Source organism: Embleya sp. NPDC059213 (genome assembly GCF_042754445.1).
In the GTDB taxonomy this organism is placed as follows: domain Bacteria; phylum Actinomycetota; class Actinomycetes; order Streptomycetales; family Streptomycetaceae; genus Embleya.
In genome coordinates, this window is sequence record NZ_JBHZAV010000045.1 from 38,892 (window position 1) to 62,836 (window position 23,945).

Here is a 23,945-nt window from a genome sequence, read left to right on the forward strand (position 1 = left end):
TTTCACCGACCGAGTGCCTTAGACTGACTCGTCGGCTCACATGTAGCCAGGTTTGGCGCGCCCGTCATCTGGGCGCCAAAAATTTGAGCTTCGTCATGTGGCCGGGTAACGGTAGCTGATCCCGAGATACGAAGCGCGGAGGACATGCCCAAGAAGCAAGGGGCCATCGAAATCGAGGGCACCGTCATCGAGTCGCTCCCCAACGCCATGTTTCGCGTGGAGCTTCAGAACGGGCACAAAGTCCTCGCGCACATCAGTGGGAAGATGCGGATGCACTACATCCGAATTCTTCCGGACGACCGGGTCGTCGTCGAGTTGAGCCCGTACGACCTGACCCGCGGCCGGATCGTCTACCGCTACAAGTAGGCGAGCCCCAGCCCCGCCCACGCCGTGCGTGACGCGTGGGGCTTGGACGCAAACCGATAACCGACTCGGCGACGGCGGCGTGCCCGCACGCCTTCGTCACACGTACCGGAGAAATCATGAAGGTCAAGCCGAGCGTCAAGAAGATCTGCGACAAGTGCAAGGTGATCCGCCGTCACGGCCGGGTCATGGTGATCTGCGAGAACCTGCGCCACAAGCAGCGCCAGGGCTGAGCAGCACCCCCCTCGCACAACGAGCGATCGACGCGCGACGCACCACGTAAGAGCCGCAGCACCCGACCCCCGCCTCGTGCGGGACGCCACCCTCGGCCGGAGGCCGAGGACCGAGGACATCTCCAGCAGGTGTACCGGACCGGTGCTGGGCCAGACCTCCGACTAAACCAGGAGCCACACATATGGCACGCCTCGTCGGCGTCGACCTCCCCCGTGAGAAGCGGGTCGAGGTCGCTCTGACCTACATCTTCGGCGTCGGGCGCACTCGTGCGCTGGACACGCTGAAGAACACCGGTGTCAACCCTGACACCCGCGTCCGCGATCTCGCCGAGGACGACCTGATCAAGCTTCGCGACTGGATCGAGGCGAACTACCGCGTCGAGGGTGACCTCCGCCGCGAAGTCGCCGCCGACATCCGCCGCAAGGTCGAGATCGGTTGCTACGAAGGTCTGCGTCACCGTCGCGGTCTTCCCGTCCGCGGTCAGCGCACCCACACCAACGCGCGTACCCGCAAGGGCCCGCGTCGCGCGATCGCCGGCAAGAAGAAGCCGGGCAAGAAGTAGTCCGCGTACGACGGATCACGCGGTCCTCAATTCGTAGCGGACCGACGACCTCAGGAGTTTCCAGCAGATGCCTCCCAAGAGCCGCGCGGGCGCCAAGAAGGTGCGCCGCAAGGAAAAGAAGAACGTCGCTCACGGGCACGCCCACATCAAGAGCACGTTCAACAACACCATCGTGTCGATCACGGACCCCAGCGGCAACGTGATCTCGTGGGCCTCCGCGGGCCACGTCGGCTTCAAGGGTTCGCGCAAGTCGACCCCCTTCGCCGCGCAGATGGCCGCCGAGTCCGCCGCGCGTCGTGCCCAGGAGCACGGCATGCGCAAGGTCGACGTTTTCGTCAAGGGCCCGGGTTCCGGTCGTGAGACCGCCATTCGTTCGCTGCAGGCCACCGGCCTGGAGGTCGGCTCCATTCAGGACGTCACCCCCGTGCCGCACAACGGCTGCCGCCCCCCCAAGCGCCGCCGCGTCTGACCAGCAGCTGACTAGGAGTTAAAGAACAATGGCGCGTTACACCGGCGCGGACTGCAAGCGCTGCCGTCGCGAGAAGATGAAGCTGTTCCTCAAGGGCAGCAAGTGCGAGGGCCCGAAGTGCCCGATCGAGATTCGGCCTTACCCGCCGGGCGAGCACGGTCGTGGCCGTACCAAGGACAGCGAGTACCTGCTGCAGATGCGCGAGAAGCAGAAGTGCGCGCGCATCTACGGTGTGCTCGAGAAGCAGTTCAAGGGCTACTACGAGGAAGCGAACCGTCGCCAGGGCAAGACCGGCGAGAACCTGCTTCGCATCCTCGAGTCGCGCCTGGACAACGTGGTCTACCGCGCGGGCTTCGCCAAGTCGCGTGACCACGCCCGTCAGCTCGTTCGCCACGGTCACATCGTGGTCAACGGCGTCAAGACGGACATCCCGTCGTTCCGGGTCTCCGACAACGACATCATCGAGGTCCGCAAGGACTCGGTCGAGCTGACCCCGTTCGTGGTCGCTCGCGCCGAGGCCGGCGAGCGCACCGTCCCGGCCTGGCTCGAGGTCATCCCGGGCAAGATGCGCATCCTCGTGCACTCCCTCCCCGCGCGTCAGGTCATCGACACGCAGGTGCAGGAGCAGCTCATCGTCGAGCTCTACTCCAAGTAGCAGCTCAACGGGATCGGGCGGATCGAGCCGGGTTTTCAACTCGGCGTCGGTCCGCCCGTATCCTTGTTTCCACTGGCGTCAAATAGCGGGCGCCATGATCAGGAGGCATCCACATGCTTATCGCTCAGCGGCCCACCCTTACCGAGGACGTCGTCGACGAATACCGTTCGCGGTTCGTCATCGAGCCCCTCGAGCCGGGCTTCGGCTACACGCTCGGCAACTCGCTCCGTCGTACGCTCCTCTCCTCGATCCCGGGCGCGGCTGTCACCAGCATCCGGATCGACGGTGTCCTGCACGAGTTCACCACCGTGCCGGGCGTCAAGGAGGACGTCACCGACCTCATCCTGAACATCAAGCAGCTCGTCGTCTCCTCGGAGCACGACGAGCCGGTCGTGATGTACCTGCGCAAGCAGGGTCCGGGTGTGGTCACCGCCGGCGACATCGCGCCGCCGGCCGGGGTCGAGGTGCACAACCCCGACCTGGTCCTGGCGACGCTGAACGCCAAGGGCAAGCTGGAGATGGAGCTGACCGTCGAGCGCGGTCGCGGCTACGTCTCCGCGGTGCAGAACAAGCAGGCGGGCCAGGAGATCGGCCGCGTGCCGGTCGACTCGATCTACTCGCCGGTGCTCAAGGTCACGTACAAGGTCGAGGCCACCCGTGTCGAGCAGCGCACGGACTTCGACAAGCTGATCGTCGACGTCGAGACCAAGCAGTCCATGCGTCCGCGTGACGCGATGGCCTCCGCGGGCAAGACGCTGGTCGAGCTGTTCGGTCTCGCGCGCGAGCTGAACATCGACGCCGAGGGCATCGACATGGGCCCGTCGCCGACCGACGCCGCGCTCGCGGCCGATCTGGCGCTGCCGATCGAGGAGCTCGAGCTCACGGTCCGCTCCTACAACTGCCTCAAGCGCGAGGGCATCCACACCGTGGGTGAACTGGTCGCGCGCAGCGAGGCCGACCTGTTGGACATCCGCAACTTCGGTGCGAAGTCCATCGACGAGGTCAAGGCGAAGCTCAACGGGATGGGCCTGGCCCTCAAGGACAGCCCGCCCGGGTTCGACCCGACCGCCGCCGCGGACAGCTTCGGCGACGAGGACGACCACGGCTTCGCGGAGACCGAGCAGTACTGAGCTTCGCCGCAAGGCGTTGCCACCACCCGGGCCGACCGGCCCGGGTGGACTGACGCCGGTACCTGACACGGCCGGCGCAGGAATATCTAGGAGAAAACATGCCCAGGCCCACCAAGGGTCCGCGCCTCGGCGGCGGCCCGTCCCACGAGCGGCTGATCCTGGCCGGTCTCGCGACGGCGCTGTTCGAGCACGGTCGGATCACCACGACCGAGGCCAAGGCGCGTCGGCTGCGTCCCGTCGCCGAGCGGCTGATCACCAAGGCGAAGAAGGGCGACCTGCACAACCGTCGCCAGGTGCTCACGATCGTTCGTGACAAGAGCGTCGTGCACTCGCTGTTCGAGGAGATCGCTCCCCGGTACGAGAACCGCCCGGGCGGTTACACGCGCATCACCAAGATCGGCAACCGCAAGGGCGACAACGCGCCCATGGCGGTCATCGAGCTGGTCGAGGCGCTGACCGTGGCGCAGACCGCGGTCGGCGAGGCCGAGGCCGCCACGAAGCGCTCGGTCAAGGAGCAGGAGACCGCCAAGGTCGAGACGACGAAGGTCGTCGAGACCGAGGAGGCGCCCGCCGCCGAGGCCGAGCAGGCCGAGGAGAGCAAGGACGCCGACAAGGCCTGACGGTCTCGTCGCATGCTCCACGCGTTCTGAATCACAGTGCGAGCCCGTTCCCCGTATTCGTACGGGGGACGGGCTCGCGCCATGCCCGGAGGTGGTTGAGGTGGTGCGCTTGCGCATCGATCTGTCGTACGACGGCACCGAGTTCGCGGGCTGGGCCCGCCAGCGCGAGTTGCGCACCGTGCAGGGCACGCTGGAGAGCGCCCTGACCACCGTGCTGCGGCTGGCCGAGCCGGCCCAGCTCACCGTGGCCGGCCGGACCGACGCGGGGGTGCACGCGCGGGGCCAGGTGGCCCATCTCGACGTGCCCGACGACGTCTGGGCCGCGATGGGCGAGGTGGCCCTGCGTCGGGTCACCGGGGCGCTGCCGCGCGATCTGCGGGTGCGGGACATCACCGTGGCGCCCGAGGGCTTCGACGCGCGGTTCGGCGCGATCTGGCGGCGCTACGCGTACCGGGTGTGCGACGCGCCGGGCGGGGTGGATCCGCTGCGGCGGGGCAGCGTGGTGTGGCACGACCGGCCGCTGGACGAGACCCGGATGAACGCGGCGGCGCAGCGGTTGTTGGGCGAGCACGACTTCGCGTCGTTCTGCCGCAGGCGCGAGGGGGCCACGACGGTGCGCTGCCTCCAGGACTTCTCCTGGGCGCGCGAGAGGCCGAGCGGGGCCGATCTGGGTCCGGCGTTTCGGCCGGTGATCGTGGCCACCGTGCGGGCGGACGCGTTCTGCCACAACATGGTGCGTTCGCTGGTCGGCGCGATGCTGGCGGTGGGTACCGGGCGCAAGCCGGTGGACTGGCCGCTGGAGGTGCTCGGGCGCGCGGTGCGCGACTCGGGCGTGCACGTCGCGCCCGCGCACGGGCTCACCCTGGAGGAGGTGGCCTACCCGGCGGACGAACTGCTCGCCGATCGGGTCACCGCGACCCGGCGGCGGCGCGACGGAAGCTGAGTCGGTGTCGCGACCGGGGCCGGGTCAACCCTGGATCTGTTCCAGGGCCTTGCGCCGGTTCTCCTCGTCGATCTGCTTGGACCTGGCCTCGCCGCGCGCGGTGAGCGAGTTCCACAGGAACTTGTCCACGTCGTCCTGGGCCTGGGCCATCGGCTTGTCGTCGCCCACCGGGTCCTTGCCGTTGGCGTACCAGTCCAGGGTGAACAACGCGTAGCGGCCGACCGAGTTGCGCAGCTTGCCGTGCTTTTGCTTCTTGGTGTCCAACACCTTGACGCCGGGGCCCGCCAGCGGCAGGAGTTCGCCGCCGTCCTTGCCGTTCTTGATCGCGCTCGCCTTGTCCGCGGACGGGAACGAGGCGACCGCGGCGGTGGAGACGATGCCGTCCGGGCCGACCACCGCGAGCCGGATGAGCTGGGTGCACTGCTGGTTGCGCGCGGCCGGGCCGAGCTTGGCGTCGGTGGCGTCCGAACAGGTGCTGTCCAGCTTGCTCGCGACCACCGAGTACTGCCGCCCGTTGACGGTGAACTTCGAATTGGGGAACAACGATTCGACCGTGAACGGCGCGTTGTCCAGGGTCGGGTCGGCGAGCACCGCCTGGGCCGGAGGCGGCGGCGGGACGGTGGGGGCGGGCCGGAAGGTCGGCTTGGCCGGCGCGAAGGACTCGGCGGAGGGGCCGGACGAGGAGCCGGGTCCGGCCTTCTTCTTGTCGTCGCCGCCGGACATCGCCATGGCCGCGGCGACCACGCCGCCGACCAGCGCGAGGCCGAGCACCGTGCCGCCGACGGTGAACAGCAGTCGGCGGCGCCGGGCCGCGGAGTCCCGCTGTTCCGCCAGCGCGCCCCAGTCGGGCCCGGCGGAACCGGCGAACTGCTGTTGCTGCGTTGGCTGTTCGGGTACGGGACGAGACTGCGCGAAGGGCTGCGCGGGCTCCTGGTGCGGTTGTTGCCCGTGCGGGTCGTGCGCGTGCGAGGGGAACGGGTCCCAGGCGTGCTGCGGCTGCCCGGGCGTGCCGGGCCCACCCGGGCGCACGCTCCACGGCTGCTGCCCGTCGTCTCCCGGTGGTGTACCGACCCCCGACATACCCGCCCCCTGCAAGGAATGACCCGCCCCGGCTCCCCATGCGCCGACGCTCCAGTCGTTCGGCGCATCGTACCTATCCGCCGATCCGGTGACGGCCGGCGTGGCATGGTAGGAGCACCCGTGCCGATGGCTTACGCTGGGGAGGGGCATGAGCAGATCATTGCCCCATTGCTCGTTTTGACCGGCACCCCCTTGACCCGGTATTGTGCCGGTTCGTTGTGCGTATTGGCTTGCTTGAGTGGAGTCGGTACGCCGGGCCGCCGGCCACCGGAGTCCGCATTCGGTTCGGAATCATCTCCCGGACAGCCAAGTCGGCATCCGTAAGCACACACTCACGAAGAAGCGAAGGCTATCGACCGTGCGCACGTACAGCCCCAAGCCCGGCGACGTCCAGCGTCAGTGGCACGTCATCGACGCGACCGATGTCGTGCTCGGCCGTCTGTCCACCCAGGCTGCTGCCCTGCTCCGGGGTAAGCACAAGCCGGTGTACGCGCCGCACGTCGACACCGGCGATTTCGTCATCATTGTGAACGCCGACAAGGTGCACCTGTCGGGCAACAAGCGCAGCCAGAAGATGGCGTACCGCCACTCCGGCTACCCGGGTGGCCTCCGCGCCGTCCGCTACGACGAGCTGCTGGACAAGAACCCCGAGAAGGCCGTGGAGAAGGCCATCAAGGGCATGCTCCCGAAGAACACCCTGGGTCGGCAGATGTTGTCGAAGCTCAAGGTGTACCGCGGTTCCGAGCACCCGCACTCGGCGCAGCAGCCGGTTCCGTTCGAGATCACCCAGGTCGCGCAGTAGTCACGGCCACCGCCTGACGAACGAATAGTTTGAGGAGAACAGTGGCCGAGACCATTGCAGAAACCCCGATCGAGGAGACCGAGGGTCTTCCGCTCGAAAGCTACACGTCCGAGTCGCTCGCCTCGCGTTTCAGCGAGCCGCAGGCGGGTTCGGCCACCGGCCGCCGCAAGGAAGCCGTCGCGCGCGTCCGCATCGTGCCGGGCACGGGCAAGTGGAAGATCAACGGGCGCACGCTCGAGGAGTACTTCCCGAACAAGGTGCACCAGCAGCTGGTCAACGAGCCCTTCAAGGTGCTCGAGCTGGACGACCGCTACGACGTGCACGCCCGTATCCACGGTGGCGGCGTCTCCGGCCAGGCCGGCGCGCTGCGTCTGGGTGTGGCCCGTTCGCTGAACGAGGCCGACGTCGAGGCGAACCGCCCGGCGCTCAAGAAGGCCGGCTTCCTGACCCGTGACCCGCGTGCCACGGAGCGCAAGAAGTACGGTCTGAAGAAGGCGCGCAAGGCGCCTCAGTACAGCAAGCGCTAAACAGCCTCGCAGCACCCTCTGCGGCTGTTCGCAGCGTCATCAGGCCCCGGGGGCACGGTTCGTGCCCCCGGGGCCTGATGCGTTTTCCGGCGCTACTCCTGCGGGAGTGGCGCCGCGAGGTAGTGTCCGAGACATCCGGAATGTATGCGGGAGATCCAACTGTGGGACGACTCTTCGGTACGGACGGCGTACGTGGCCTGGCGAATGGCCGGCTGACGGCGGAACTGGCGCTCGATCTGGCGGTCGCCGCCGCGCGGGTGCTGGGATCACGCGGTCGGGACGGGATTCCGCCATCGGGGCACGGTCGCCGCCCGTTCGCCGTGGTGGGTCGCGACCCCCGGGCGTCCGGAGAGTTCCTGGAGGCCGCCGTGGTCGCGGGCCTGGCGGGGGCGGGCGTGGACGTCTACCGCGCCGGGGTGCTGCCGACGCCGGCGATCGCCCATCTGACCGGGCTGCTCGGCGCGGACATGGGCGTGATGCTCTCGGCGAGCCACAACGCGATGCCGGACAACGGGATCAAGTTCTTCACGCGCGGCGGGCACAAGCTGCCGGACGACGTGGAGAACGAGATCGAGGCGCTGCTGGGCACCGCGTGGGAGCGGCCCACCGGATCCGGGGTCGGCCGGGTGCAGGACCACCCCGAGGGCCACGAGCGTTACGTCGAACACCTGTTGGCCTCGCTGCCGCATCGCCTGGACGGGCTCAAGATCGTGGTGGACTGCGCGAACGGCGCCTCCTCCGCGGTGGCACCGGACGCGCTGCGCCGGGCCGGGGCCGAGGTGATCGCGATCCACGCGGAGCCGGACGGCCTCAACATCAACGACAACTGCGGTTCCACGCATATGGACGCGCTCGCGGCCGCGGTGGTCGAGCACGGCGCGGATGCGGGGATCGCGCACGACGGCGACGCGGACCGGTGCCTGGCGGTGGACGCGCGCGGCGAGTTGGTCGACGGCGACGCGATCCTGGCGGTGCTCGCGCTGGCGATGCGCGACGCCGGGCAACTGGTGGAGAACACGCTGGTGGCCACCGTGATGTCCAACCTCGGGCTCAAGCTGGCCATGCAGGCCGCGGGCATCAAGATGGTGGAGACCGCGGTCGGCGACCGCTACGTCCTGGAGGCGATGCAGGCGTCCGGCCTGTCGCTGGGCGGCGAACAGTCCGGCCACGTGGTGTTGTTGGACCACGCCACCACGGGCGACGGCACGCTGACCGCGCTGCGGCTGCTGGCGCGCGTCGCGGAGACCGGCAAGCCGCTGCACGAGCTGGCCTCGGTGATGACCCGACTGCCGCAGATGTTGATCAACGTCGCCGGCGTGGACCGCACCCGGGTGCACACCACGCCCGAACTGGCGGGCGCCGTCGCACTGGTGGAGGAACGCCTGGGCGACACCGGGCGGGTGTTGTTGCGCCCCTCGGGTACCGAGCCGCTGGTCCGGGTGATGGTCGAGGCGCAGACGCACGACCAGGCGCACGACGAGGCGACGGGTCTGGCCGAGGTCGTGCGGACCCTGCTCGCGCTGGATTAGCCCGGCCGGGTTCTCGCGGGTTCACGAAGACCCGCGGGTTCACGAAGACTTGGCGGCCCCTGTCGATCCGGACGGGGGCCGCCGCTTGTTTCGGCCGGCCTGGCGGTGCCACAGGGCGCGTTGTACGAGCAGGGTCGCGGTGCCCGCGAACACGATGCCGGCCAGGTTCAGGCCGAGTTGGCCCAGCGAACCGGCCGCCTGGCGGTAGTCGCTGTAGCGGATCGCCACCGCGGCGTTCGCGGCGGCGGGCACGGTGGTGACCGAGATCAGTACCCCGATCAGCGCACCGGACTTGGCGCTGGTCAGCGAGAGCATGCCCGCGACGCCGGCGAGCAGCGCGACCCAGAACGAGAGCCAGTCCGGCTGGTAGATGAACTCGGTGAGCGGGCGCGGGCGTTCGAGCATGTCGCGGTCGAACAGGCCGAGCAGGTCCAGGAGTCCGGTGAACCCCATGGTGGCCACCACCGCCACCGGGAAGCCGACCAGCAGGGCCAGTGCGGACCGGGCGGCGAGTCGGGGCCGGCGCTGCACCGCGGCCACGCACAGGCCGGCGAGCGGGCCGAATTCCGGGCCCACCACCATCGCGCCGACGACCAGGATCGGGTTGTCGAGCAGCACGCCGCACGCCGCGATCATGGTGGCGACGGCCAGGAAGGCCAGGAACGTCACGGAGAGCGTGGACTCCTCGGAGGTGGCCTCCTCGATCTCCTCCCACACCACGGAGTCGGCGCCCTCGCCCGGCGCGTCCCGCTCGGCCTGGTCGGCGGAGCGGGACAACAGCACGTCCAGGTCCTCGAGCGCGATCGAGCCGTCCTGTTCCAGGCCCAGCGCGCGCAGGTCGGCGAGCACCGTACTGGTGGCCTCGCGCGCGAGATCGCAGGCGATCACGTCGCCCGCGGGCTGCACCGCGGCCCCCGGCCAGACCACCAGGTGGGTGGCGCCGGGTTCGACGAGCAGCAGATCGCGCACGGCGGCGCTGCGGTCGGTGGGAACGATCAGGCGCAGATGGAACATTGTGCGACCGTACCCAAGGTCACGACGCCCGGGGTCACAACTTGCGCAGCCGCAGCCTGCTCACCGCGTGGTCGGCGTCCTTCTGCAACACCAGGGTGGCCCGGGCCCGGGTGGGCCGGATGTTCTGCACCAGGTTGGTCTCGTTGATGGTGGCCCAGGTGTTCTCCGCGTAGCGCAGCGCGTCCTCGGGGGTCATCACCGCGTACTTGCGAAAGTAGGAGGCCGGGTCGCGGAACGCGGTCTGGCGCAGCTTGACGAAGCGTTCCAGGTACCACCGGCGGATGTCCTGGGTGCGGGCGTCCACGTAGACGCTGAAGTCGAAGAAGTCGGACAGCGCGAGTCGGGGTCGGCCGTCGGGGGTGGGCGAGGCGGGTTGCAGGACGTTGAGGCCCTCGACGATGAGGATGTCGGGCCGGTGGATGGTCAGCCGCTCGTTCGGCAGGATGTTGTAGGTCAGGTGCGAGTAGACCGGCGCGGAGACCTCGGGCTTGCCCGCCTTGACGTCCGCCACGAAGCGGACCAGGGCACGTCGGTCGTAGGACTCGGGGAAGCCCTTGCGATGCATGATCCCGCGGCGTTCCAGTTCCTCGTTGGGGTAGAGGAAGCCGTCGGTGGTCAGCAGTTCGACGTGCGGGTGGTCGGGCCAGCGGGCGAGCAGTTCGCGCAGGATGCGCGCGGTGGTGCTCTTGCCCACGGCGACGCTGCCCGCGACGCCGATCACGAACGGTATCCCGGGGTTCTCGCCGTTGCCCAGGAACGTGGTCAGCGCGCGGCCGAGGCCGCGGGTGGCGCCGACGTAGAGGTTCAGCAGCCGGGACAGCGGCAGGTAGACGTCGGAGACCTCGTCGAGGTCGACCACGTCGCCCAGGCCGCGCAGGCGTTCGAGTTCGTCGGCGGTCAGCGGAAGCGGCGTCCCGGCCCGTAGCCGGGTCCAGGCGGCGCGGTCGAGTTCGACGAAGGGGGACAGGTCGCGAGCCGGCCCCTGAGCCGCGAAGGATTGCACACGCCTATTGTCCCGAGTGTGTGCCCGCGTCCCGTCGGCGGGCCGTCGAACGCGTTTCCGCCGGCTCGACGGCGACCCCTTAGGCTGGCCCCCATGTGCGGGATTGTGGGATATGTGGGCGCTCAATCGGCGCTGGACGTGGTCATTGGTGGGCTCAAGCGGCTGGAGTACCGCGGTTACGACTCGGCCGGGGTGGCCGTGCTCTCCGCCGGTGCGCTGGTGAGCGAGAAGCGTGCCGGGAAGCTGGCGAACCTGGTGGGCGCGCTGGCCGAGTCGCCGCTGCCGGTGGGGACGTGCGGCATCGGCCACACACGGTGGGCCACGCACGGTGCGCCCAACGATGCGAACGCGCATCCGCACCTGGACAACGCGGGCCGGGTCGCCGTCGTACACAACGGGATCATCGAGAACTTCGCCGCGCTGCGAGCCGAGTTGGCCGAGCGTGGGCACAAGTTGAGCTCCGAGACGGACACCGAGGTGGTCGCGCACCTGCTGGCCGAGGAGTTCCCGGGCGCCGGCGAGGACCTGGCCGAGGCGATGCGCCGGGTGTGTCGCCGACTGGAGGGTGCGTTCACCCTGGTCGCGGCGCACGCGGACGCTCCCGACGTGGTGGTCGGCGCGCGCCGCAACTCGCCGCTGGTGGTCGGTCGTGGGGTGGGTGAGAACTTCCTCGCCTCGGACGTCGCCGCGTTCATCGAGCACACCCGCGAGGCGATCGAGCTGGGCCAGGACCAGGTGGTCGAGCTGCGCCGGGACACGATCACGGTGACCGACTTCGACGGTGCGCCGGCGGAGTTCCGCGAGTACCACGTGGACTGGGACGTCTCCGCCGCCGAGAAGGACGGCTACGACTACTTCATGCTCAAGGAGATCGCCGAGCAGCCCAAGGCGGTCGCCGACACGCTGCTGGGCCGGATCGGTACCGACGGGAGCCTGGTGCTCGACGAGGTGCGGATCGCCGACGAGGTGCTGCGCGAGATCGACAAGGTGGTGATCATCGCCTGCGGTACCTCCTTCCACGCCGGGCTGATCGCCAAGTACGCGATCGAGCACTGGACGCGGGTGCCCTGCGAAGTCGAACTGGCCAGCGAGTTCCGCTACCGCGACCCGATCCTGGACCGGCAGACGCTGGTGGTGACCATCTCGCAGTCCGGCGAGACGATGGACACCCTGATGGCCCAGCGGCACGCCCGCGAGCAGGGCGCCAAGGTGCTGGTCATCTGCAACACCAACGGCTCGACCATGCCGCGCGAGGCGGACGCCGTGTTGTACACGCACGCCGGCCCCGAGGTCGCGGTCGCCTCGACCAAGGCGTTCCTGACCCAGCTCGTCGCGTGTTACCTGGTCGCGCTCTACCTGGGCCAGGTGCGCGGCACCAAGTGGGGCGACGAGATCACCGAGGTGATCGAGCAGCTCGCGGCGATGCCGGAGATGGTGGAGAAGGTCCTGGACACCATGGAGCCGGTGCGCGAGCTGGCGCGTTCGCTCAGCGACGCCGGTTCGGTGTTGTTCCTGGGTCGGCACGTGGGCTACCCGGTGGCCCTGGAGGGTGCGCTCAAGCTCAAGGAGCTGGCGTACATGCACGCCGAGGGCTTCGCGGCGGGCGAGCTCAAGCACGGCCCGATCGCGCTGATCGAGGAGGGTCTGCCGGTCGTGGTGGTGGTTCCGTCGCCGCGCGGGCGCTCGGTGCTGCACGACAAGATCGTGTCCAACATCCAGGAGATCCGGGCGCGCGGCGCGCGCACCATCGTGATCGCCGAGGAGGGCGACGAGGCGGTCGTGCCGTACGCCGACCACCTGGTGCGCATCCCGGTCACGCCGGTGTTGCTCCAGCCGTTGGTGTCCACCGTGCCGCTCCAGGTGTTCGCCTGCGAGCTGGCCACGGCCAAGGGCCACGAGGTGGACCAGCCGCGCAACCTGGCCAAGTCGGTCACGGTCGAGTAGTTCGACCCGGCTCGTCGGCCGCCCCGTGCCTCCTCGAACGAGGGGGCGCGGGGCGGTTTCGCGTTGTGGGGCGGGACTGCTCGGGTCGTTCGTTTGGATCAGCCCAGGTGGGTGTCGCCCTGGGCGATCAGCAGTTTGCGCAGCAGGCCGTTGAGCTGGTCGCGCTCGGCGGCGTCGAGCACGGCGAGGAAACGGCTCTCGTTCTCCAGGTGGCCGAGCAGGATGTCGTCCACGAGCCGGATGCCCTCGGGGGTCAGCTTGACCAGGACCGAGCGCCGGTCCTCGGCGCTGACCGAGCGCTCGACCAGGCCCTTCGCGGTGAGCTTGTCCACCCGGTTGGTGATCGCGCCGGAGGTGACCATCGCCGAGCGCAGCAGGGTGCCGGCGCTGACCCCCTCGACGCCGCCGGAGCGGCGCAGGGTGGCCAGTACGTCGAACTCGGAGAAGTCGAGCCCGTACCGGGCGAAGTAGGTGCGCAGCGTCTGGTCGATGTAGCGGCGCAGGCGGTTCATCCGACCCACGGCCGCCATCACGTCCAGGTCGGCCGGATCGATGTCGGGGCGCTCGTGGCGCCATTGGTCCCATACGTCGTCGATGGCGTCGCGGGTGTCCACGTCGCGGGTGTCGCGTTCGGTCATGCCGCCAATTTATCTCAACGCTCATCTACTTGACGCTCGCAGATCGAGGGTATTTACTTATCTCAACGTTCAGATAGTCAGTGCTCGCAAAACTAGCGTTGAGGTGAATGGCATGGCGGTTCAGGGTGGTAGCAAGGGGCTCGGTCGCGTGGGGATGCTCCTGGCGACGGCCGTGGCCCCGGCCACGTGGGGGACCACCTACCTGGTCACCACGGAGATGCTCCCGGCGGACCGGCCGCTGCTCGCCGCCGGCGTGCGGGCGTTGCCCGCGGGTCTGCTCCTGGTCGCCCTCTCCAGACGGCTGCCGACCGGGGTGTGGTGGTGGCGGTCGTTCGTCCTGGGGATGCTCAACGTGGGGCTGTTCTTCCCGCTGATCTTCGCCGGCGCCTACCGCCTGCCCGGCGGGGTCGCGGCCACCATCGGTTCGGTGTCGCCGCTGATCGTCGCGGGCCTGTCGTTCCTGATCCTCAAGGTGCGGACGCAACCGCGGGTGTTGCTCGCGGGCGTCGGCGGCGTGGTCGGGGTCGCGCTGCTCGTGCTCAGTTCGAAGGCCGAGATCGACCCGATCGGCGTCGGCCTGATGTTGCTGGCCACCACCTTGATGGCGATGGGCGTGGTGATGTCGGCGCGCTGGGGCCGGCCCGAGGGTGTCTCGCTGTTGGCCACCACCGGTTGGCAGCTCACCGCCGGCGGCCTGGTGATCGTCCCGCTGATGTTCGCGATCGAGGGCATGCCGCCGGTGCCCACCGGCCGCAACCTGCTCGGCTTCGGCTACCTGGTCCTGATCGGCACCGCCCTCGCCTACGTGTTGTGGTTCCGCAGCATCGAGCGCCTCGGCGCCGGTGTGACGTCCTTCCTCGGCCTGGTCAACCCGGTGGTCGCCACGCTCGCCGGCCTGGTCGTGCTGGGCCAGACGCTGACCCCGCCGCAAGTGCTCGGGCTGCTGATCGCCCTGGGCGCGATGGTGCTCGGCCAGCGGCAGCCCAAGCGCCGCGCCGTGCGGGTCGACCTGCCGGTCACGCCGGTCGGGAAGGTCGCGGAGACGAAGGAGCGGAACCGGGCCGAGGTCGTCGAGGTCTCCTGAATCCGCCGCACACGCCGCTGAATCCGCCGCACACGCCGCGAGCCCACCGGGCCGCATCCCACGGGGATGCGGCCCGGGCTCGTCCGTGCCCGGGGTCGGGCCGCCCGCGGTGTTTGTAGGCTCGGGACGTGATCATCGGTGTGGGTATCGACGTGGCGGACATCGCGCGGTTCGGGCAGTCCCTGGAGCGGACCCCGGGGTTGACCGATCGGCTCTTCACCGACGGCGAGCGCTGGGTGCGCCCCGGACAGGAACGCGGCGTCGCGTCGCTGGCCGCCCGGTTCGCCGCCAAGGAGGCGCTGGCCAAGGCGCTCGGCGCGCCCACCGGGTTGCACTGGCACGATGCCGAGGTGACCACCGCGGAGTCCGGCCGGCCGCTGCTCGCGGTCCGCGGCACCGTGGCCGCGCGGGCCGCCGAACTGGGCGTGCAGCACTGGCATGTGTCGCTCAGCCACGACGCGGGCATTGCTTCCGCTGTCGTGATCGCCGAGGGCTGAGGGGGCGTCGGATGCGGGCCGCGCACGAAGTCGCACAGGTACGAACCGCGGAGGCCGCGCTGTTGGCCGCGCTGCCCGAGGGCACGCTGATGCGCCGGGCCGCGGCGGGCCTGGCGAACACGTGCGTACGACTGCTCGGCCGGGTCTACGGCGCGCGCGTCGTGTTGCTCGTGGGCAGCGGCGACAACGGCGGGGACACCCTGTACGCGGGCGCCCTGCTGGCCCGACGCGGGGCCAGAGTGGACGCGCTGCTGCTCGCGCCGGAGCGGGCCCACCCCGGCGGCCTGGCCGCGGCACGGCGGGCCGGCGCCCGGGTGTGGGACGCCCGCGAGCCGGCCCGGATCGACCCGGACCTGCTCGGGCGGGCCGACCTGGTGCTCGACGGGATCGTCGGGATCGGCGGGCGCGGCGCGCTGCGCGCGCCCGCTCCCGAACTGCTCGCACGGGTACGGGACGCGATCGTGGTCGCGGTCGACGTGCCCAGCGGGGTGGACGCGGACACCGGGCGGGTCGAGGGTGCCGCGGTGCGCGCCGATGTGACGGTCACCTTCGGCACGTACAAGCCCGGCCTGCTGGTCGACCCCGGTGCGACCCACGCCGGGGTGTGCCGGCTGGTCGACATCGGACTCGATCCGAAGCTGCCCGATCCGAACCTGACCGTCCTGCAACACGCGGACGTGGCCCGGCTGTTGCCCGCGCCCTCGGCCGAGAGCGACAAGTACTCGCGCGGGGTGCTCGGCGTGGTCGCCGGCTCGCCCAGATATCCCGGCGCGGCGGTGCTCGTGGTCGGCGCGGCCGTGCGCGGCGGTGTGGGCGCGGTCCGGTTCGCCGGCCCCGCCGACGTGGTGGACCCGGTGCTCGCGGCCTGGCCGGAGACGCTGGCCGGCGTGTCGGCGCCCGCCGATGCTGGTCGGGTGCAGGCCTGGGTGGTGGGCCCGGGGCTGGACACCGACCCGGATGCCCGGGCGCGCTGGACCAGTGCGCTGCGCTCGCGGGTGCCCGTACTGGTGGACGCGGACGGACTGACCCTGCTCGCCCGGACCCCGCCCGGCACCTGGTCCGCCCCCGTGCTGCTGACCCCGCACGCGGGCGAGGCGGTACGGCTGTTCGCCGCCGCCGGCATCGAGGCGACCCGCGAGCGGATCGAGGCCGAGCGGCTGGAACACGCGCGCCGGCTGGCCGGGCTCTACGACTGCGTCGTGCTGCTCAAGGGCACCACGACGGTGATCGCCGCGCCCGACGGCCGGGCCAGGATCAATCCCACCGGCACGCCGTGGCTGGCCACCGCGGGCAGCGGCGATGTGCTCTCCGGGCTCGCCGGCGCGCTGCTCGCGGCGGGCCTGGACGCGCTGGACGCCGGTTCGGTGGCCGCCTACCTGCACGGTCTGGCCGCCCGTGCGCTGCCGGGTCCGGTGACCGCGCCGGACCTGATTCGGGTGCTGCCCGCGGTGTGGGCGGACGTCACAGGCACGTGACGGGGACGCCGTCCCGGCACGAGCCTGCCACACTGGGAGTCTTGAGTTCCGGGATGCCCGGACCCGGATCCGTCCGGGACCGGGGTCCCCACTCTCGTCGCTGACCGTCGTCGGAAGGACCACCAGCAACATGCGTGCCCAGGCGCGGATCGATCTCGATGCGATTCGGGACAACATCACGGCCGTGCGCGCGCGAGTGGGCTCGGCGGCGGTGATGACCGTGGTCAAGTCGGACGCCTACGGACACGGCATGATCCCGTGCGCGCGAGCGGCCCGCGAGGCCGGCGCCACGTGGCTGGGCACCGCGGTGGTCGAGGAGGCGCTCGCCCTGCGCGCGGCGGGCGACACCGGCCGGGTGCTCACCTGGTTGTGGGCCCCCGGGGACGCGTTCGAGGACGCGGTGCGCGCGGATGTGGACATCTCGGTGAGCGGGCTCTGGGCGCTGCGCGAGGTGGTGGCCGCCGCCCGCGCGGCCGGCCGGACCGCGCGCGTGCACCTCAAGGCCGACACCGGCCTGGGACGCAACGGCTGCACGCCCGCCGACTGGCCGGCCCTGGTGGACGCCGGGCTCAAGGCACAGGCCGACGGGGCCGTCGAGGTGGTCGGCCTGTGGTCGCACTTCGCCTGCGCGGACGAGCCCGGGCACCCCTCGGTGCCCGCCCAGCTCGCCGAGTTCACCGCGATGGCGGCGCACGCCGAGGGCTGCGGGGTCACCCCCGAGGTGCGGCACATGGCCAACTCGCCCGCGACCCTGCTCCTGCCGCAGGCGCACTTCGACCTGGTCCGGGTGGGCCTGGTCAGCTACGGCCTCTCGCCCGTGCCGCAGGTCGGCGGCCCCGCCGACTTCGGGCTGCGCCCCGCGATGACGCTGACGGCGAGCCTGGCCGGGGTCAAGCGGGTGCCGGCCGGGCACGGCGTGTCCTACGGGCATGCGTGGACCGCGCCCCGGGACACCACGCTCGCGCTGGTGCCCACCGGCTACGCGGACGGCATCCCCAGGCACGCGAGCAACGTCGGCCCGGTCCTGGTGGCCGGCCGTCGACGCACCATCGTGGGCCGGGTCGCGATGGACCAGTTCGTGGTCGACCTCGGTGACGACCACGCCGCCGCGGGCGACGAGGCGATCCTGTTCGGCCCGGGCGATCGCGGCGAGCCCACCGCCGAGGACTGGGCCCGGGCGATCGACACGATCAGCTACGAGATCGTCACCCGGATCGGTGTGCGGGTGCCTCGCGTCTACAGCGGAACGACGGTCGGCGAAACGGCGGTCGAGGGGACGGCGGTCGAGGGGACGACGGTCGGTGGGGTCGCCGCCGACGGGACGGCCGCGCCGTGACCACCCCGGTACCGGTCGGCTCCGGCGGCGGCCGGGCACTCGGTCGTCGGGCCGGCATCCTGGGCGCCGCGGTCGGCGTGCTCGCGGCCGGTGCCGCCGCGGGCGTGGCGATCGAACGCATGACCGTCGGGCGGGCGTTCCGCCGGCGCACCGAGGCCCAACTGGACGCGCTCGCCGAGTTCGGCACGCTGCGCGGCGAACCCCACACCGTCATCGCCGGCGACGGCGTCGAGCTGTACGCGGAAGTGGACGGCAAACGCGACGCGGCGGTGACCGTGGTGCTCTGCCACGGCTACTGCCTGGACATGGACTGCTGGCACTACCAGCGGGCCGAACTGCGCGAGGACTACCGCCTGGTCCTGTACGACCAGCGCAGCCACGGCCGCTCCGGTCGGGCCGCGCCGGAGAGTTCGACGATCGACCACCTCGGCGCGGACCTGTACACGGTGCTGACCGAACTGGCCCCCGAGGGGCCGCTGGTGCTGCTCGGCCACTCGATGGGTGGGATGACCATCATGGCGCTGGCCGATCAACACCCCGAGTTGTTCGGGGACCGGGTGATCGGCGTCGCGCTGATGAACACCTCGGCGGGCCGCTGGGCGACCGTCACGCTGGGCATCCCCGCGGCCGGCGCCCGGCTGGTGCACCGGATCGCGCCGGGGGTGTTGCGCACGCTCGGCCGTCGGGCCGCGCTGGTGGAGGCGGGCCGGCGGGCCGCCCGGGACCTGGTCTACCTGTTCACCGAGCGGTACGCGTTCGACTCCGAGGTGGACCCGACCCTGGTGCGCTTCACCGACCGGATGATCTCCGGCACCCCGATCGACGTGATCGCCGAGTTCTTCCCGGCCTTCGAGGCGCACGACAAGTTGGCCGCGCTGCCCGCGCTGGCGCACGTGCCCACGCTCGTGGTGGCCGGCGAGGGGGACCTGATAGCGCCGGCCTCGCACAGCGAGGCGATCAAGGAGGCGCTGCCCGGCGCCGAATTGCTGGTCGTACCGCAGTCGGGACACCTGACCCTGCTGGAACACCCGGAGGTGGTCAACGCGGCGCTGCGCGAGCTTCTCGCGCGCACCGCGACCGCGCCGAAACGGCGCGCGGGGCGATCCGAGCGGCATCCACGCGGCGAATCGTCCGCATAGGTCGGAATCGACGAAGACCGGGATCCTGATGGACAGTGATCCCGAGCAGTGACCCCGAGTCGCGACCCCGGGCACAACCGGGGCCGGGCCCGGGGAGGGCGGACCCGAGGCGGTTCGGGCCCGTGAGTTCGGTGTGCTGGGAGTGCTGAAGTGGTGCGAAGTGTGACCGTGACGGTCGCCGGCGGCGCGGACACGCGTGCGCTCGGCGCCCGCTTGGCCAAGCTGCTGCGGGCCGGCGACCTGATCGTGCTGTCCGGTGGGCTCGGCGCGGGCAAGACGACGTTGACCCAGGGCATCGGGGTGGGCCTCGGCGTGCGCGGCGCGGTGACCTCGCCGACGTTCGTGATCGCCCGGGTACATCCGTCCGAGGTCGGTGGGCCGGCGCTGGTGCACGTCGACGCCTACCGGCTCGGCGGCTCGGCGGACGTCACGGCCGAGATCGACGGCCTGGATCTGGACGCCTCGCTGGAGGAGTCGGTGACCGTGGTCGAGTGGGGCGAGGGCATGGTCGAGGAACTGACCGAGGATCGGCTGGAGATCGCCATCGCGCGCGACCCGGTCGGCGCGGACGCGCTCGCGGAGAGCCCGACCGACTTCGCCGGCGACGAGGTGCGCACGATCGCGGTGACCGGGATCGGCGCGCGCTGGGCGGGCGTCGCCCTGGACGCGCTGGCCGGCTGACGGCCGGCGGGTCAGGGCGCGGCGGTCGTCTGCGATCCGGGTGTGTTCGGGACGTTGGGCGAGTTCGGGGCCCGACTGGGCGGGCGGGTGCTCGCTCCGCCGCCGGAGCCGGTCGGCCCGACCGACGTGGCCGGTGCGCGGGTGCCGGTCGCCGGGGGAGCGGTGGGCGGCGCGGTGGTGCCGGTGTCGCCGCCGGCGGGCGGGCTGCCGCTCGCGGTGGCCGGGGCGCTGGGGGTCGTGGTGGAGGTGTCCGGCGGCACCAGGCTGGTGTCCGGCCCGCCGAGGCCGCCCGAGGTGTCCTCCGGGAATTCGGCGACCGGCTGCCCGGCGAGCGCGGCCCGCATGTACGTGGTCCACATCCGGGTCGGCAGGTTGCCGCCGTCCACCCGGGGCAGCCCGGCGACCCCGGACATGGACAGGAACGCATGGGTGTCCGGGTCCTCGCGGAACATCCCCATCGAGGTGGCCAGGTCCGGCGTGTACCCGACGAACCAGGCCGAGCGGTTGTCGTCGGTGGTACCGGTCTTGCCCGCCGCCGGCCGGTTCAGCGCCTGTGCGCGAAAACCGGTGCCGTCGTCCACGACACCGCGCAGGACCTGGGTGACGGCGTGCGCCTGCTGGTCGTCGAAGCCGCCCTTCGTGTTGTGGTCGGGCAGGTCGACGGAATTGCCCGAGCGGGTCAGCTTCTCCACCGGATAGTTGTCGCGCGCCTTGCCCTCGGCCGCGAAGGTGGCGTACGCCGAGGCCATGTCCAGCGCGCTGGGGGTGGAGGTGCCCAGCGAGACGGAGGGCACCGGTTGCAGGCCCGGCGTGCTCGCGGGCAGCCCGGCGTCCACCGCGGCCCGCACCACCCGGTCGGGGCCCGCGTCCATGCCGAGTTGGGTGTAGACGGTGTTCACCGACTTGTCCATCGCCCGGGCCAGGTCGATCTGCCCGTAGCTGACGCCGTCCTCGTTGCCGGGTTGCCACGGCACGCCGTCCTGGAGCACCGGCTTGCCGTTCGGGTAGCGGATCACCACGTTGTCGTTGCCGTTGTACCGCGTGCGCGTGCTGATCCGGTCGCGCCCGCCGTCCCCGTCCTGCACCCCGTCGCGCAGTCCGGCCGCGAGCACGAACGGCTTGAAGGTGGAGCCGACCTGCACGTCGCGGCGGGTGGCGTCGTTGACGAACTGCTTCACGTAGTTCGGTCCGCCGTAGATCGCGACGATCCGCCCGGTACCCGGTTCCACGGACGCGGCGGCGACCCGGACGCCGACGTCGGCCGAGCGCTTCGCCGGGTCCAGCGACTGGGCGAGTTGGTCCTGGACGGTCTGCTGGAGCGCCTCGGTTTTGCGCTTGTCGAACGTGGTGGTGATCGCGTAGCCGCCGGCGTCGAGTCGGTCCTCGTCGACCACCTTGTGGTCGAGCAGATATCGCTTGGCCATCTCCACCAGGTAGCCGTTCACACCGGCCAGGTTGGCCGCCGGACGTGGGTCGAGCGGTTCGGGGAAGACCATGCCGGCGCGTTGCTCGGGGGTGAGCCACTTCTCCTTGACCATGCCGTCCAGCACGTAGTTCCAGCGCGCGAGCACCCGCCGGCGGCCCGCGTCGGTGGTGTTGCGCACGTCGTTGGCGCTGGGCGCGTTCAACAACACCGCGAGGTAGGCGCCCTGCTCGACGGTGAGTTGCCCGACGTCGACGCCGTAGTACGCCTGCGCCGCCGCCTGGATCCCGTACGCGCCGCGGCCGAAGTACACGCTGTTGAGATACCCGCTGAGAATGTCGTCCTTGGAGACGGTGCGATCGAGCTTGACCGAGATGATCGCCTCCTTGAACTTGCGGGCCAGCGTCTGCTCCTGGGTGAGGTAGACGTTCTTGACGTACTGCTGGGTGATCGTCGAACCGCCCTGGAGCCCGCCTCCGCCGCCGGCCGCGTTGCGCAGCAGGGCGCGCACGGTGCCGGTGATCGAGACGCCGGAGTTGCTGTAGAAGGAGCGGTCCTCGGCGGCGAGTACCGCCCGTTGCACGTCGAGCGGGATCTCCGACAGTGGCACGGTCTGCCGGTTGGTGGTGCCGGTGCGGGTGATCTCGGTGCCGTCGCTCCAGTACCAGACGTTGCTCTGCTGGCGGGCCTGGGCGTTGACGGTGTGCGGGACCGGGGTGACCGCGTAGACCAGGCCGACGGCGGCGAACAGACCGGAGAGCACCAGCAGGACGAAGGTCAGCAGGTGCTTGAACGAGGGCAGCCAGCGCCGGAGTCCGTGCCGATTGCCGCGCGGATAGTCGAACAGCCTGCGCCGGGGAGTCGGGCCCTGGACGTCGCCGGGACCGCTCGGGCCGGAGGAGTCGTGCGCCACGCCGCCACCATTTCCTCGGTGCCATTGCCCTGACGGGCCCGTCCGGTCGGTCGCCGCGTGTGGTTGATGGGGCGGGCGTGACCGGAGGGATCATCGTCCTGATGATATGTGGGCAATGTCCCGAAATGGCCGCTGAATGGGGCGACGGTGGGCGTGGCGTGACGTGACGGATTCGGACCGCAGGTGGGTCAGGGCACCACGATGACCGGCGTGCCGACCGGGGCGAAGGCCCACAGGGCGGCGCCGTCCTCCGTGCCGGACCGCACGCCCGCGCTCTGCTTGCCGGCCGGGGTGGAGGTGCGCGGGCGGGGGGTGCCACTGGTGGAGGGGGCGGGCTTGTTGCCGGCGTCGATCTGGTCCAGTGGGGTGTCGGTGGCGGCGAAACCCAGGGGGACGCCCTGTACCGCCCCGAAGCGCACGGAGTGGGTGATCCGCAGGCCGTCGCTGCCGGGCTGCGCCTCTTCCTTCTTCTGGGTGACCTGGTAGGTGCCCGGTTGCGGCTTGACCGGCGCGTTCGCGACCCGGTACTCGCGCAGCGTGCGCTCGGCCTCGTCGACCAGCCAGACGTGGCCGGCCTTGACCGAGTAGACGACTCGCTTGCCGGTGCCGGAGCCGGTGGGCACGGGCGGCGGGACGTAGACCGGGGGCACGGGTGCGCCGGATACGGCGGACGGCGTCGGGGTGCTGGTGCGCGCTATCCCCCGGTTGTCCGGCGCCGAGTTCGCGGCCTGCGCCGCGAGGAATCCGACGCCGACCAGTGCGGCGATGGTGATGCCCGCGACGGCCACGCCCGGGTTGAGCCGCTTCGCCATTGCCTTGGGTCCCTCTTCCGCCGTGTGGTGGCCTCCATGGTGCCGGCAGGTGCCGTCCGCGCGTTGGAGCCGGGTGCAGTTTTCGTATCGCGTGGGTGCCGACGGGCGGAGGCACCGCTTGCGGTCGGTAGCCTGGTGCGGTGCTGCTGCTCGCCTTCGACACCGCGACCCCGGCCGTTACGGTCGCCCTCCACGACGATTCCGGCGTGCTTGCCGGTTCCACCCGGGTCGACGCACGTCGCCAGGGCGAACTGCTCGCGCCCGGCATCGTCGACGTGCTGCGGGTGGCGGGTCGCACCCGCGCCGAGCTCACCGACATCGCGGTCGGCGTCGGGCCGGGGCCGTACACCGGCCTGCGGGTCGGCATCGTGACCGCGCTCGCGCTGGGCGACGCGCTCGGCATCCCCGTGCACGGGGTGTGCACCCTCGACGCGCTCGCGTACGCGGCGGGCCGGGACGGCACCGTCGACGGGCCGTTCGTGGCGGCGACCGACGCGCGGCGCAAGGAGGTCTACTGGGCGCGGTACGACGAGGCGGGCGCGCGGGTGGAGGGGCCGGCGGTGGATCGTCCGGGCGAGTTGGCCGAGGAGGTCAGGGGGTTGCCGGCGGTGGGGGCGGGGGCTGCGCTGTATGCCTCGGCCTTTGCCGACGCGCGGTTGCCGGAGCATCCGGACGCGGCGGCGCTGGCGGCGTTCGCGGTGGGGCGGTTGGTGGGGGGCGGTGCGTTGTTGGCTCCCGAGCCGTTGTATTTGCGGCGGCCCGATGCGCAGGTTCCCGTGGGGTACAAGGTTGTTACGCCCGGTGGGCCGGGGGCGAGGGCCTAGCGTCGCCGGCCTCGTTGGCCTCGTTGGCCTCGTTGGCCTCATGCGCCGGCCGGGCTGGGTTCGCCTCAAGCGCCGGCGGGGCTTTTTGGCCTCATGCGCCGGCCGGGCTGTTTCGCCTCAAGCGCCGGCGGGGCTGGGTGGCCTCATGCGCCGGCCGGGCTGGGTTCGCCTCATGCGCCGGCGGGGCTGATTTGCCTCAAGCGCCGGCCGGGCTGGGTTCGCCTCAAGCGCCGGCGGGGCTGAGTGGC

25 protein-coding genes are annotated in these 23,945 nt (G+C 71.1%); 19 read left to right on the forward strand and 6 right to left on the reverse strand.

The window, feature by feature from the left end; genetic code table 11:
• Positions 1-144: 144 nt before the first annotated feature.
• The 8 genes from infA to truA all read left to right on the forward strand — a co-directional run bounded on the left by infA (position 145) and on the right by truA (position 4,976).
• On the forward strand, positions 145-366 hold the full coding sequence (gene infA / locus ACFXMF_RS18845) for a translation initiation factor IF-1 (RefSeq protein ID WP_018382544.1): 222 nt from the start codon (positions 145-147) through the stop codon (positions 364-366).
• A 116-nt stretch (positions 367-482) separates the two neighbouring features.
• Positions 483-596 carry a 50S ribosomal protein L36 gene (gene rpmJ / locus ACFXMF_RS18850; RefSeq protein WP_009740505.1) on the forward strand — a complete coding sequence of 38 codons (114 nt, stop codon included), beginning with the start codon at positions 483-485 and terminating at the stop codon, positions 594-596.
• A gap of 182 nt (positions 597-778) precedes the next feature.
• Positions 779-1,159 carry a 30S ribosomal protein S13 gene (gene rpsM, locus ACFXMF_RS18855; RefSeq protein WP_360308795.1) on the forward strand — a complete coding sequence of 127 codons (381 nt, stop codon included), beginning with the start codon at positions 779-781 and terminating at the stop codon, positions 1,157-1,159.
• 67 nt (positions 1,160-1,226) lie between these two features.
• On the forward strand, positions 1,227-1,628 hold the full coding sequence (gene rpsK, locus ACFXMF_RS18860) for a 30S ribosomal protein S11 (RefSeq protein WP_020549211.1): 402 nt from the start codon (positions 1,227-1,229) through the stop codon (positions 1,626-1,628).
• Positions 1,629-1,656: 28 nt separating this feature from the next.
• Positions 1,657-2,283: a 30S ribosomal protein S4 gene (gene rpsD / locus ACFXMF_RS18865; protein WP_020549210.1), complete on the forward strand. Its 627-nt coding sequence runs from the start codon at positions 1,657-1,659 to the stop codon at positions 2,281-2,283.
• 113 nt (positions 2,284-2,396) lie between these two features.
• Positions 2,397-3,413, forward strand: a complete 1,017-nt coding sequence (locus ACFXMF_RS18870; RefSeq protein ID WP_020549209.1) for a DNA-directed RNA polymerase subunit alpha — start codon at positions 2,397-2,399, stop codon at positions 3,411-3,413.
• Positions 3,414-3,511: 98 nt separating this feature from the next.
• Entirely contained in the window at positions 3,512-4,033 is a 522-nt protein-coding gene (rplQ, locus tag ACFXMF_RS18875; protein WP_360308800.1) for a 50S ribosomal protein L17, read from the forward strand.
• 100 nt (positions 4,034-4,133) lie between these two features.
• Positions 4,134-4,976 carry a tRNA pseudouridine(38-40) synthase TruA gene (truA, locus tag ACFXMF_RS18880; protein WP_360308803.1) on the forward strand — a complete coding sequence of 281 codons (843 nt, stop codon included), beginning with the start codon at positions 4,134-4,136 and terminating at the stop codon, positions 4,974-4,976.
• Positions 4,977-5,000: 24 nt separating this feature from the next.
• Here truA and ACFXMF_RS18885 read toward each other — a convergent pair whose 3' ends face one another.
• Positions 5,001-6,056: a hypothetical protein gene (locus ACFXMF_RS18885; RefSeq protein ID WP_360308806.1), complete on the reverse strand. Its 1,056-nt coding sequence runs from the start codon at positions 6,054-6,056 to the stop codon at positions 5,001-5,003.
• 358 nt (positions 6,057-6,414) lie between these two features.
• Between ACFXMF_RS18885 and rplM the strand changes: the two genes are divergently transcribed.
• The 3 genes from rplM to glmM all read left to right on the forward strand — a co-directional run bounded on the left by rplM (position 6,415) and on the right by glmM (position 8,914).
• On the forward strand, positions 6,415-6,858 hold the full coding sequence (gene rplM / locus ACFXMF_RS18890) for a 50S ribosomal protein L13 (RefSeq protein WP_360308809.1): 444 nt from the start codon (positions 6,415-6,417) through the stop codon (positions 6,856-6,858).
• 41 nt (positions 6,859-6,899) lie between these two features.
• Positions 6,900-7,385: a 30S ribosomal protein S9 gene (rpsI, locus tag ACFXMF_RS18895; RefSeq protein WP_020549204.1), complete on the forward strand. Its 486-nt coding sequence runs from the start codon at positions 6,900-6,902 to the stop codon at positions 7,383-7,385.
• Positions 7,386-7,546: 161 nt separating this feature from the next.
• Positions 7,547-8,914: a phosphoglucosamine mutase gene (glmM, locus tag ACFXMF_RS18900; RefSeq protein WP_360308813.1), complete on the forward strand. Its 1,368-nt coding sequence runs from the start codon at positions 7,547-7,549 to the stop codon at positions 8,912-8,914.
• A 39-nt stretch (positions 8,915-8,953) separates the two neighbouring features.
• Here the strand turns inward: glmM and ACFXMF_RS18905 are convergent, their stop codons facing one another.
• Both ACFXMF_RS18905 and coaA read right to left on the reverse strand, forming a co-directional pair.
• Positions 8,954-9,928, reverse strand: a complete 975-nt coding sequence (locus tag ACFXMF_RS18905) for a DUF389 domain-containing protein (RefSeq protein ID WP_360308816.1) — start codon at positions 9,926-9,928, stop codon at positions 8,954-8,956.
• A gap of 34 nt (positions 9,929-9,962) precedes the next feature.
• Positions 9,963-10,931, reverse strand: coding sequence for a type I pantothenate kinase (gene coaA, locus ACFXMF_RS18910; RefSeq protein WP_360308819.1), 969 nt, complete (start codon positions 10,929-10,931; stop codon positions 9,963-9,965).
• A 93-nt stretch (positions 10,932-11,024) separates the two neighbouring features.
• Between coaA and glmS the strand changes: the two genes are divergently transcribed.
• A complete protein-coding gene (glmS, locus tag ACFXMF_RS18915) occupies positions 11,025-12,875 on the forward strand; it encodes a glutamine--fructose-6-phosphate transaminase (isomerizing) (RefSeq protein ID WP_360308822.1) in 1,851 nt (616 codons plus the stop codon).
• Positions 12,876-12,973: 98 nt separating this feature from the next.
• Here glmS and ACFXMF_RS18920 read toward each other — a convergent pair whose 3' ends face one another.
• Positions 12,974-13,513, reverse strand: coding sequence for a MarR family transcriptional regulator (locus ACFXMF_RS18920; RefSeq protein WP_360308825.1), 540 nt, complete (start codon positions 13,511-13,513; stop codon positions 12,974-12,976).
• A 112-nt stretch (positions 13,514-13,625) separates the two neighbouring features.
• On the opposite strand from ACFXMF_RS18920, the gene ACFXMF_RS18925 reads away from it, so the two are divergent.
• The 6 genes from ACFXMF_RS18925 (at position 13,626) to tsaE (ending at position 19,725) form a co-directional block, all read left to right on the forward strand.
• Positions 13,626-14,597 (forward strand): EamA family transporter, encoded by a 972-nt coding sequence (locus ACFXMF_RS18925; protein WP_379991123.1) that lies wholly within the window; start codon positions 13,626-13,628, stop codon positions 14,595-14,597.
• A 128-nt stretch (positions 14,598-14,725) separates the two neighbouring features.
• Complete coding sequence (locus ACFXMF_RS18930; RefSeq protein ID WP_360308831.1) at positions 14,726-15,094, forward strand: holo-ACP synthase; 369 nt, start codon at positions 14,726-14,728, stop codon at positions 15,092-15,094.
• A gap of 11 nt (positions 15,095-15,105) precedes the next feature.
• Positions 15,106-16,569: an NAD(P)H-hydrate dehydratase gene (locus ACFXMF_RS18935; RefSeq protein WP_360308834.1), complete on the forward strand. Its 1,464-nt coding sequence runs from the start codon at positions 15,106-15,108 to the stop codon at positions 16,567-16,569.
• A 130-nt stretch (positions 16,570-16,699) separates the two neighbouring features.
• Positions 16,700-17,905 carry an alanine racemase gene (alr, locus tag ACFXMF_RS18940; RefSeq protein WP_379991122.1) on the forward strand — a complete coding sequence of 402 codons (1,206 nt, stop codon included), beginning with the start codon at positions 16,700-16,702 and terminating at the stop codon, positions 17,903-17,905.
• On the forward strand, positions 17,902-19,044 hold the full coding sequence (locus ACFXMF_RS18945) for an alpha/beta hydrolase (protein ID WP_360308840.1): 1,143 nt from the start codon (positions 17,902-17,904) through the stop codon (positions 19,042-19,044). The genes alr and ACFXMF_RS18945 overlap by 4 nt, the downstream gene beginning before the upstream one ends.
• 162 nt (positions 19,045-19,206) lie before the next feature.
• Positions 19,207-19,725 (forward strand): tRNA (adenosine(37)-N6)-threonylcarbamoyltransferase complex ATPase subunit type 1 TsaE, encoded by a 519-nt coding sequence (gene tsaE, locus ACFXMF_RS18950; RefSeq protein WP_379991121.1) that lies wholly within the window; start codon positions 19,207-19,209, stop codon positions 19,723-19,725.
• Positions 19,726-19,736: 11 nt separating this feature from the next.
• On the opposite strand, the gene ACFXMF_RS18955 is transcribed toward tsaE, so the two are convergent.
• On the reverse strand, positions 19,737-22,061 hold the full coding sequence (locus tag ACFXMF_RS18955) for a transglycosylase domain-containing protein (RefSeq protein ID WP_360308846.1): 2,325 nt from the start codon (positions 22,059-22,061) through the stop codon (positions 19,737-19,739).
• A gap of 188 nt (positions 22,062-22,249) precedes the next feature.
• Positions 22,250-22,873, reverse strand: a complete 624-nt coding sequence (locus ACFXMF_RS18960) for a hypothetical protein (protein WP_360308849.1) — start codon at positions 22,871-22,873, stop codon at positions 22,250-22,252.
• Between the two features lie 140 nt (positions 22,874-23,013).
• Here ACFXMF_RS18960 and tsaB point away from each other — a divergent pair, with 140 nt between their 5' ends.
• A complete protein-coding gene (gene tsaB / locus ACFXMF_RS18965; RefSeq protein WP_360308851.1) occupies positions 23,014-23,697 on the forward strand; it encodes a tRNA (adenosine(37)-N6)-threonylcarbamoyltransferase complex dimerization subunit type 1 TsaB in 684 nt (227 codons plus the stop codon).
• The last annotated feature ends 248 nt before the right edge of the window (positions 23,698-23,945 follow it).

Excerpts from the sequence above, each read along its gene's own strand:
- infA (WP_018382544.1), top strand. The coding sequence starts at position 145 with ATGCCCAAGAAGCAAGGGGCCATCGAAATCGAGGGCACCGTCATCGAG.
- rpmJ (WP_009740505.1), top strand. The coding sequence starts at position 483 with ATGAAGGTCAAGCCGAGCGTCAAGAAGATCTGCGACAAGTGCAAGGTG.
- rpsM (WP_360308795.1), top strand. The coding sequence starts at position 779 with ATGGCACGCCTCGTCGGCGTCGACCTCCCCCGTGAGAAGCGGGTCGAG.
- rpsK (WP_020549211.1), top strand. The coding sequence starts at position 1,227 with ATGCCTCCCAAGAGCCGCGCGGGCGCCAAGAAGGTGCGCCGCAAGGAA.
- rpsD (WP_020549210.1), top strand. The coding sequence starts at position 1,657 with ATGGCGCGTTACACCGGCGCGGACTGCAAGCGCTGCCGTCGCGAGAAG.
- ACFXMF_RS18870 (WP_020549209.1), top strand. The coding sequence starts at position 2,397 with ATGCTTATCGCTCAGCGGCCCACCCTTACCGAGGACGTCGTCGACGAA.
- rplQ (WP_360308800.1), top strand. The coding sequence starts at position 3,512 with ATGCCCAGGCCCACCAAGGGTCCGCGCCTCGGCGGCGGCCCGTCCCAC.
- ACFXMF_RS18885 (WP_360308806.1), bottom strand. The coding sequence starts at position 6,056 with ATGTCGGGGGTCGGTACACCACCGGGAGACGACGGGCAGCAGCCGTGG.
- ACFXMF_RS18905 (WP_360308816.1), bottom strand. The coding sequence starts at position 9,928 with ATGTTCCATCTGCGCCTGATCGTTCCCACCGACCGCAGCGCCGCCGTG.
- glmS (WP_360308822.1), top strand. The coding sequence starts at position 11,025 with ATGTGCGGGATTGTGGGATATGTGGGCGCTCAATCGGCGCTGGACGTG.
- ACFXMF_RS18920 (WP_360308825.1), bottom strand. The coding sequence starts at position 13,513 with ATGACCGAACGCGACACCCGCGACGTGGACACCCGCGACGCCATCGAC.
- ACFXMF_RS18925 (WP_379991123.1), top strand. The coding sequence starts at position 13,626 with ATGGCGGTTCAGGGTGGTAGCAAGGGGCTCGGTCGCGTGGGGATGCTC.
- ACFXMF_RS18935 (WP_360308834.1), top strand. The coding sequence starts at position 15,106 with ATGCGGGCCGCGCACGAAGTCGCACAGGTACGAACCGCGGAGGCCGCG.
- alr (WP_379991122.1), top strand. The coding sequence starts at position 16,700 with ATGCGTGCCCAGGCGCGGATCGATCTCGATGCGATTCGGGACAACATC.
- ACFXMF_RS18960 (WP_360308849.1), bottom strand. The coding sequence starts at position 22,873 with ATGGCGAAGCGGCTCAACCCGGGCGTGGCCGTCGCGGGCATCACCATC.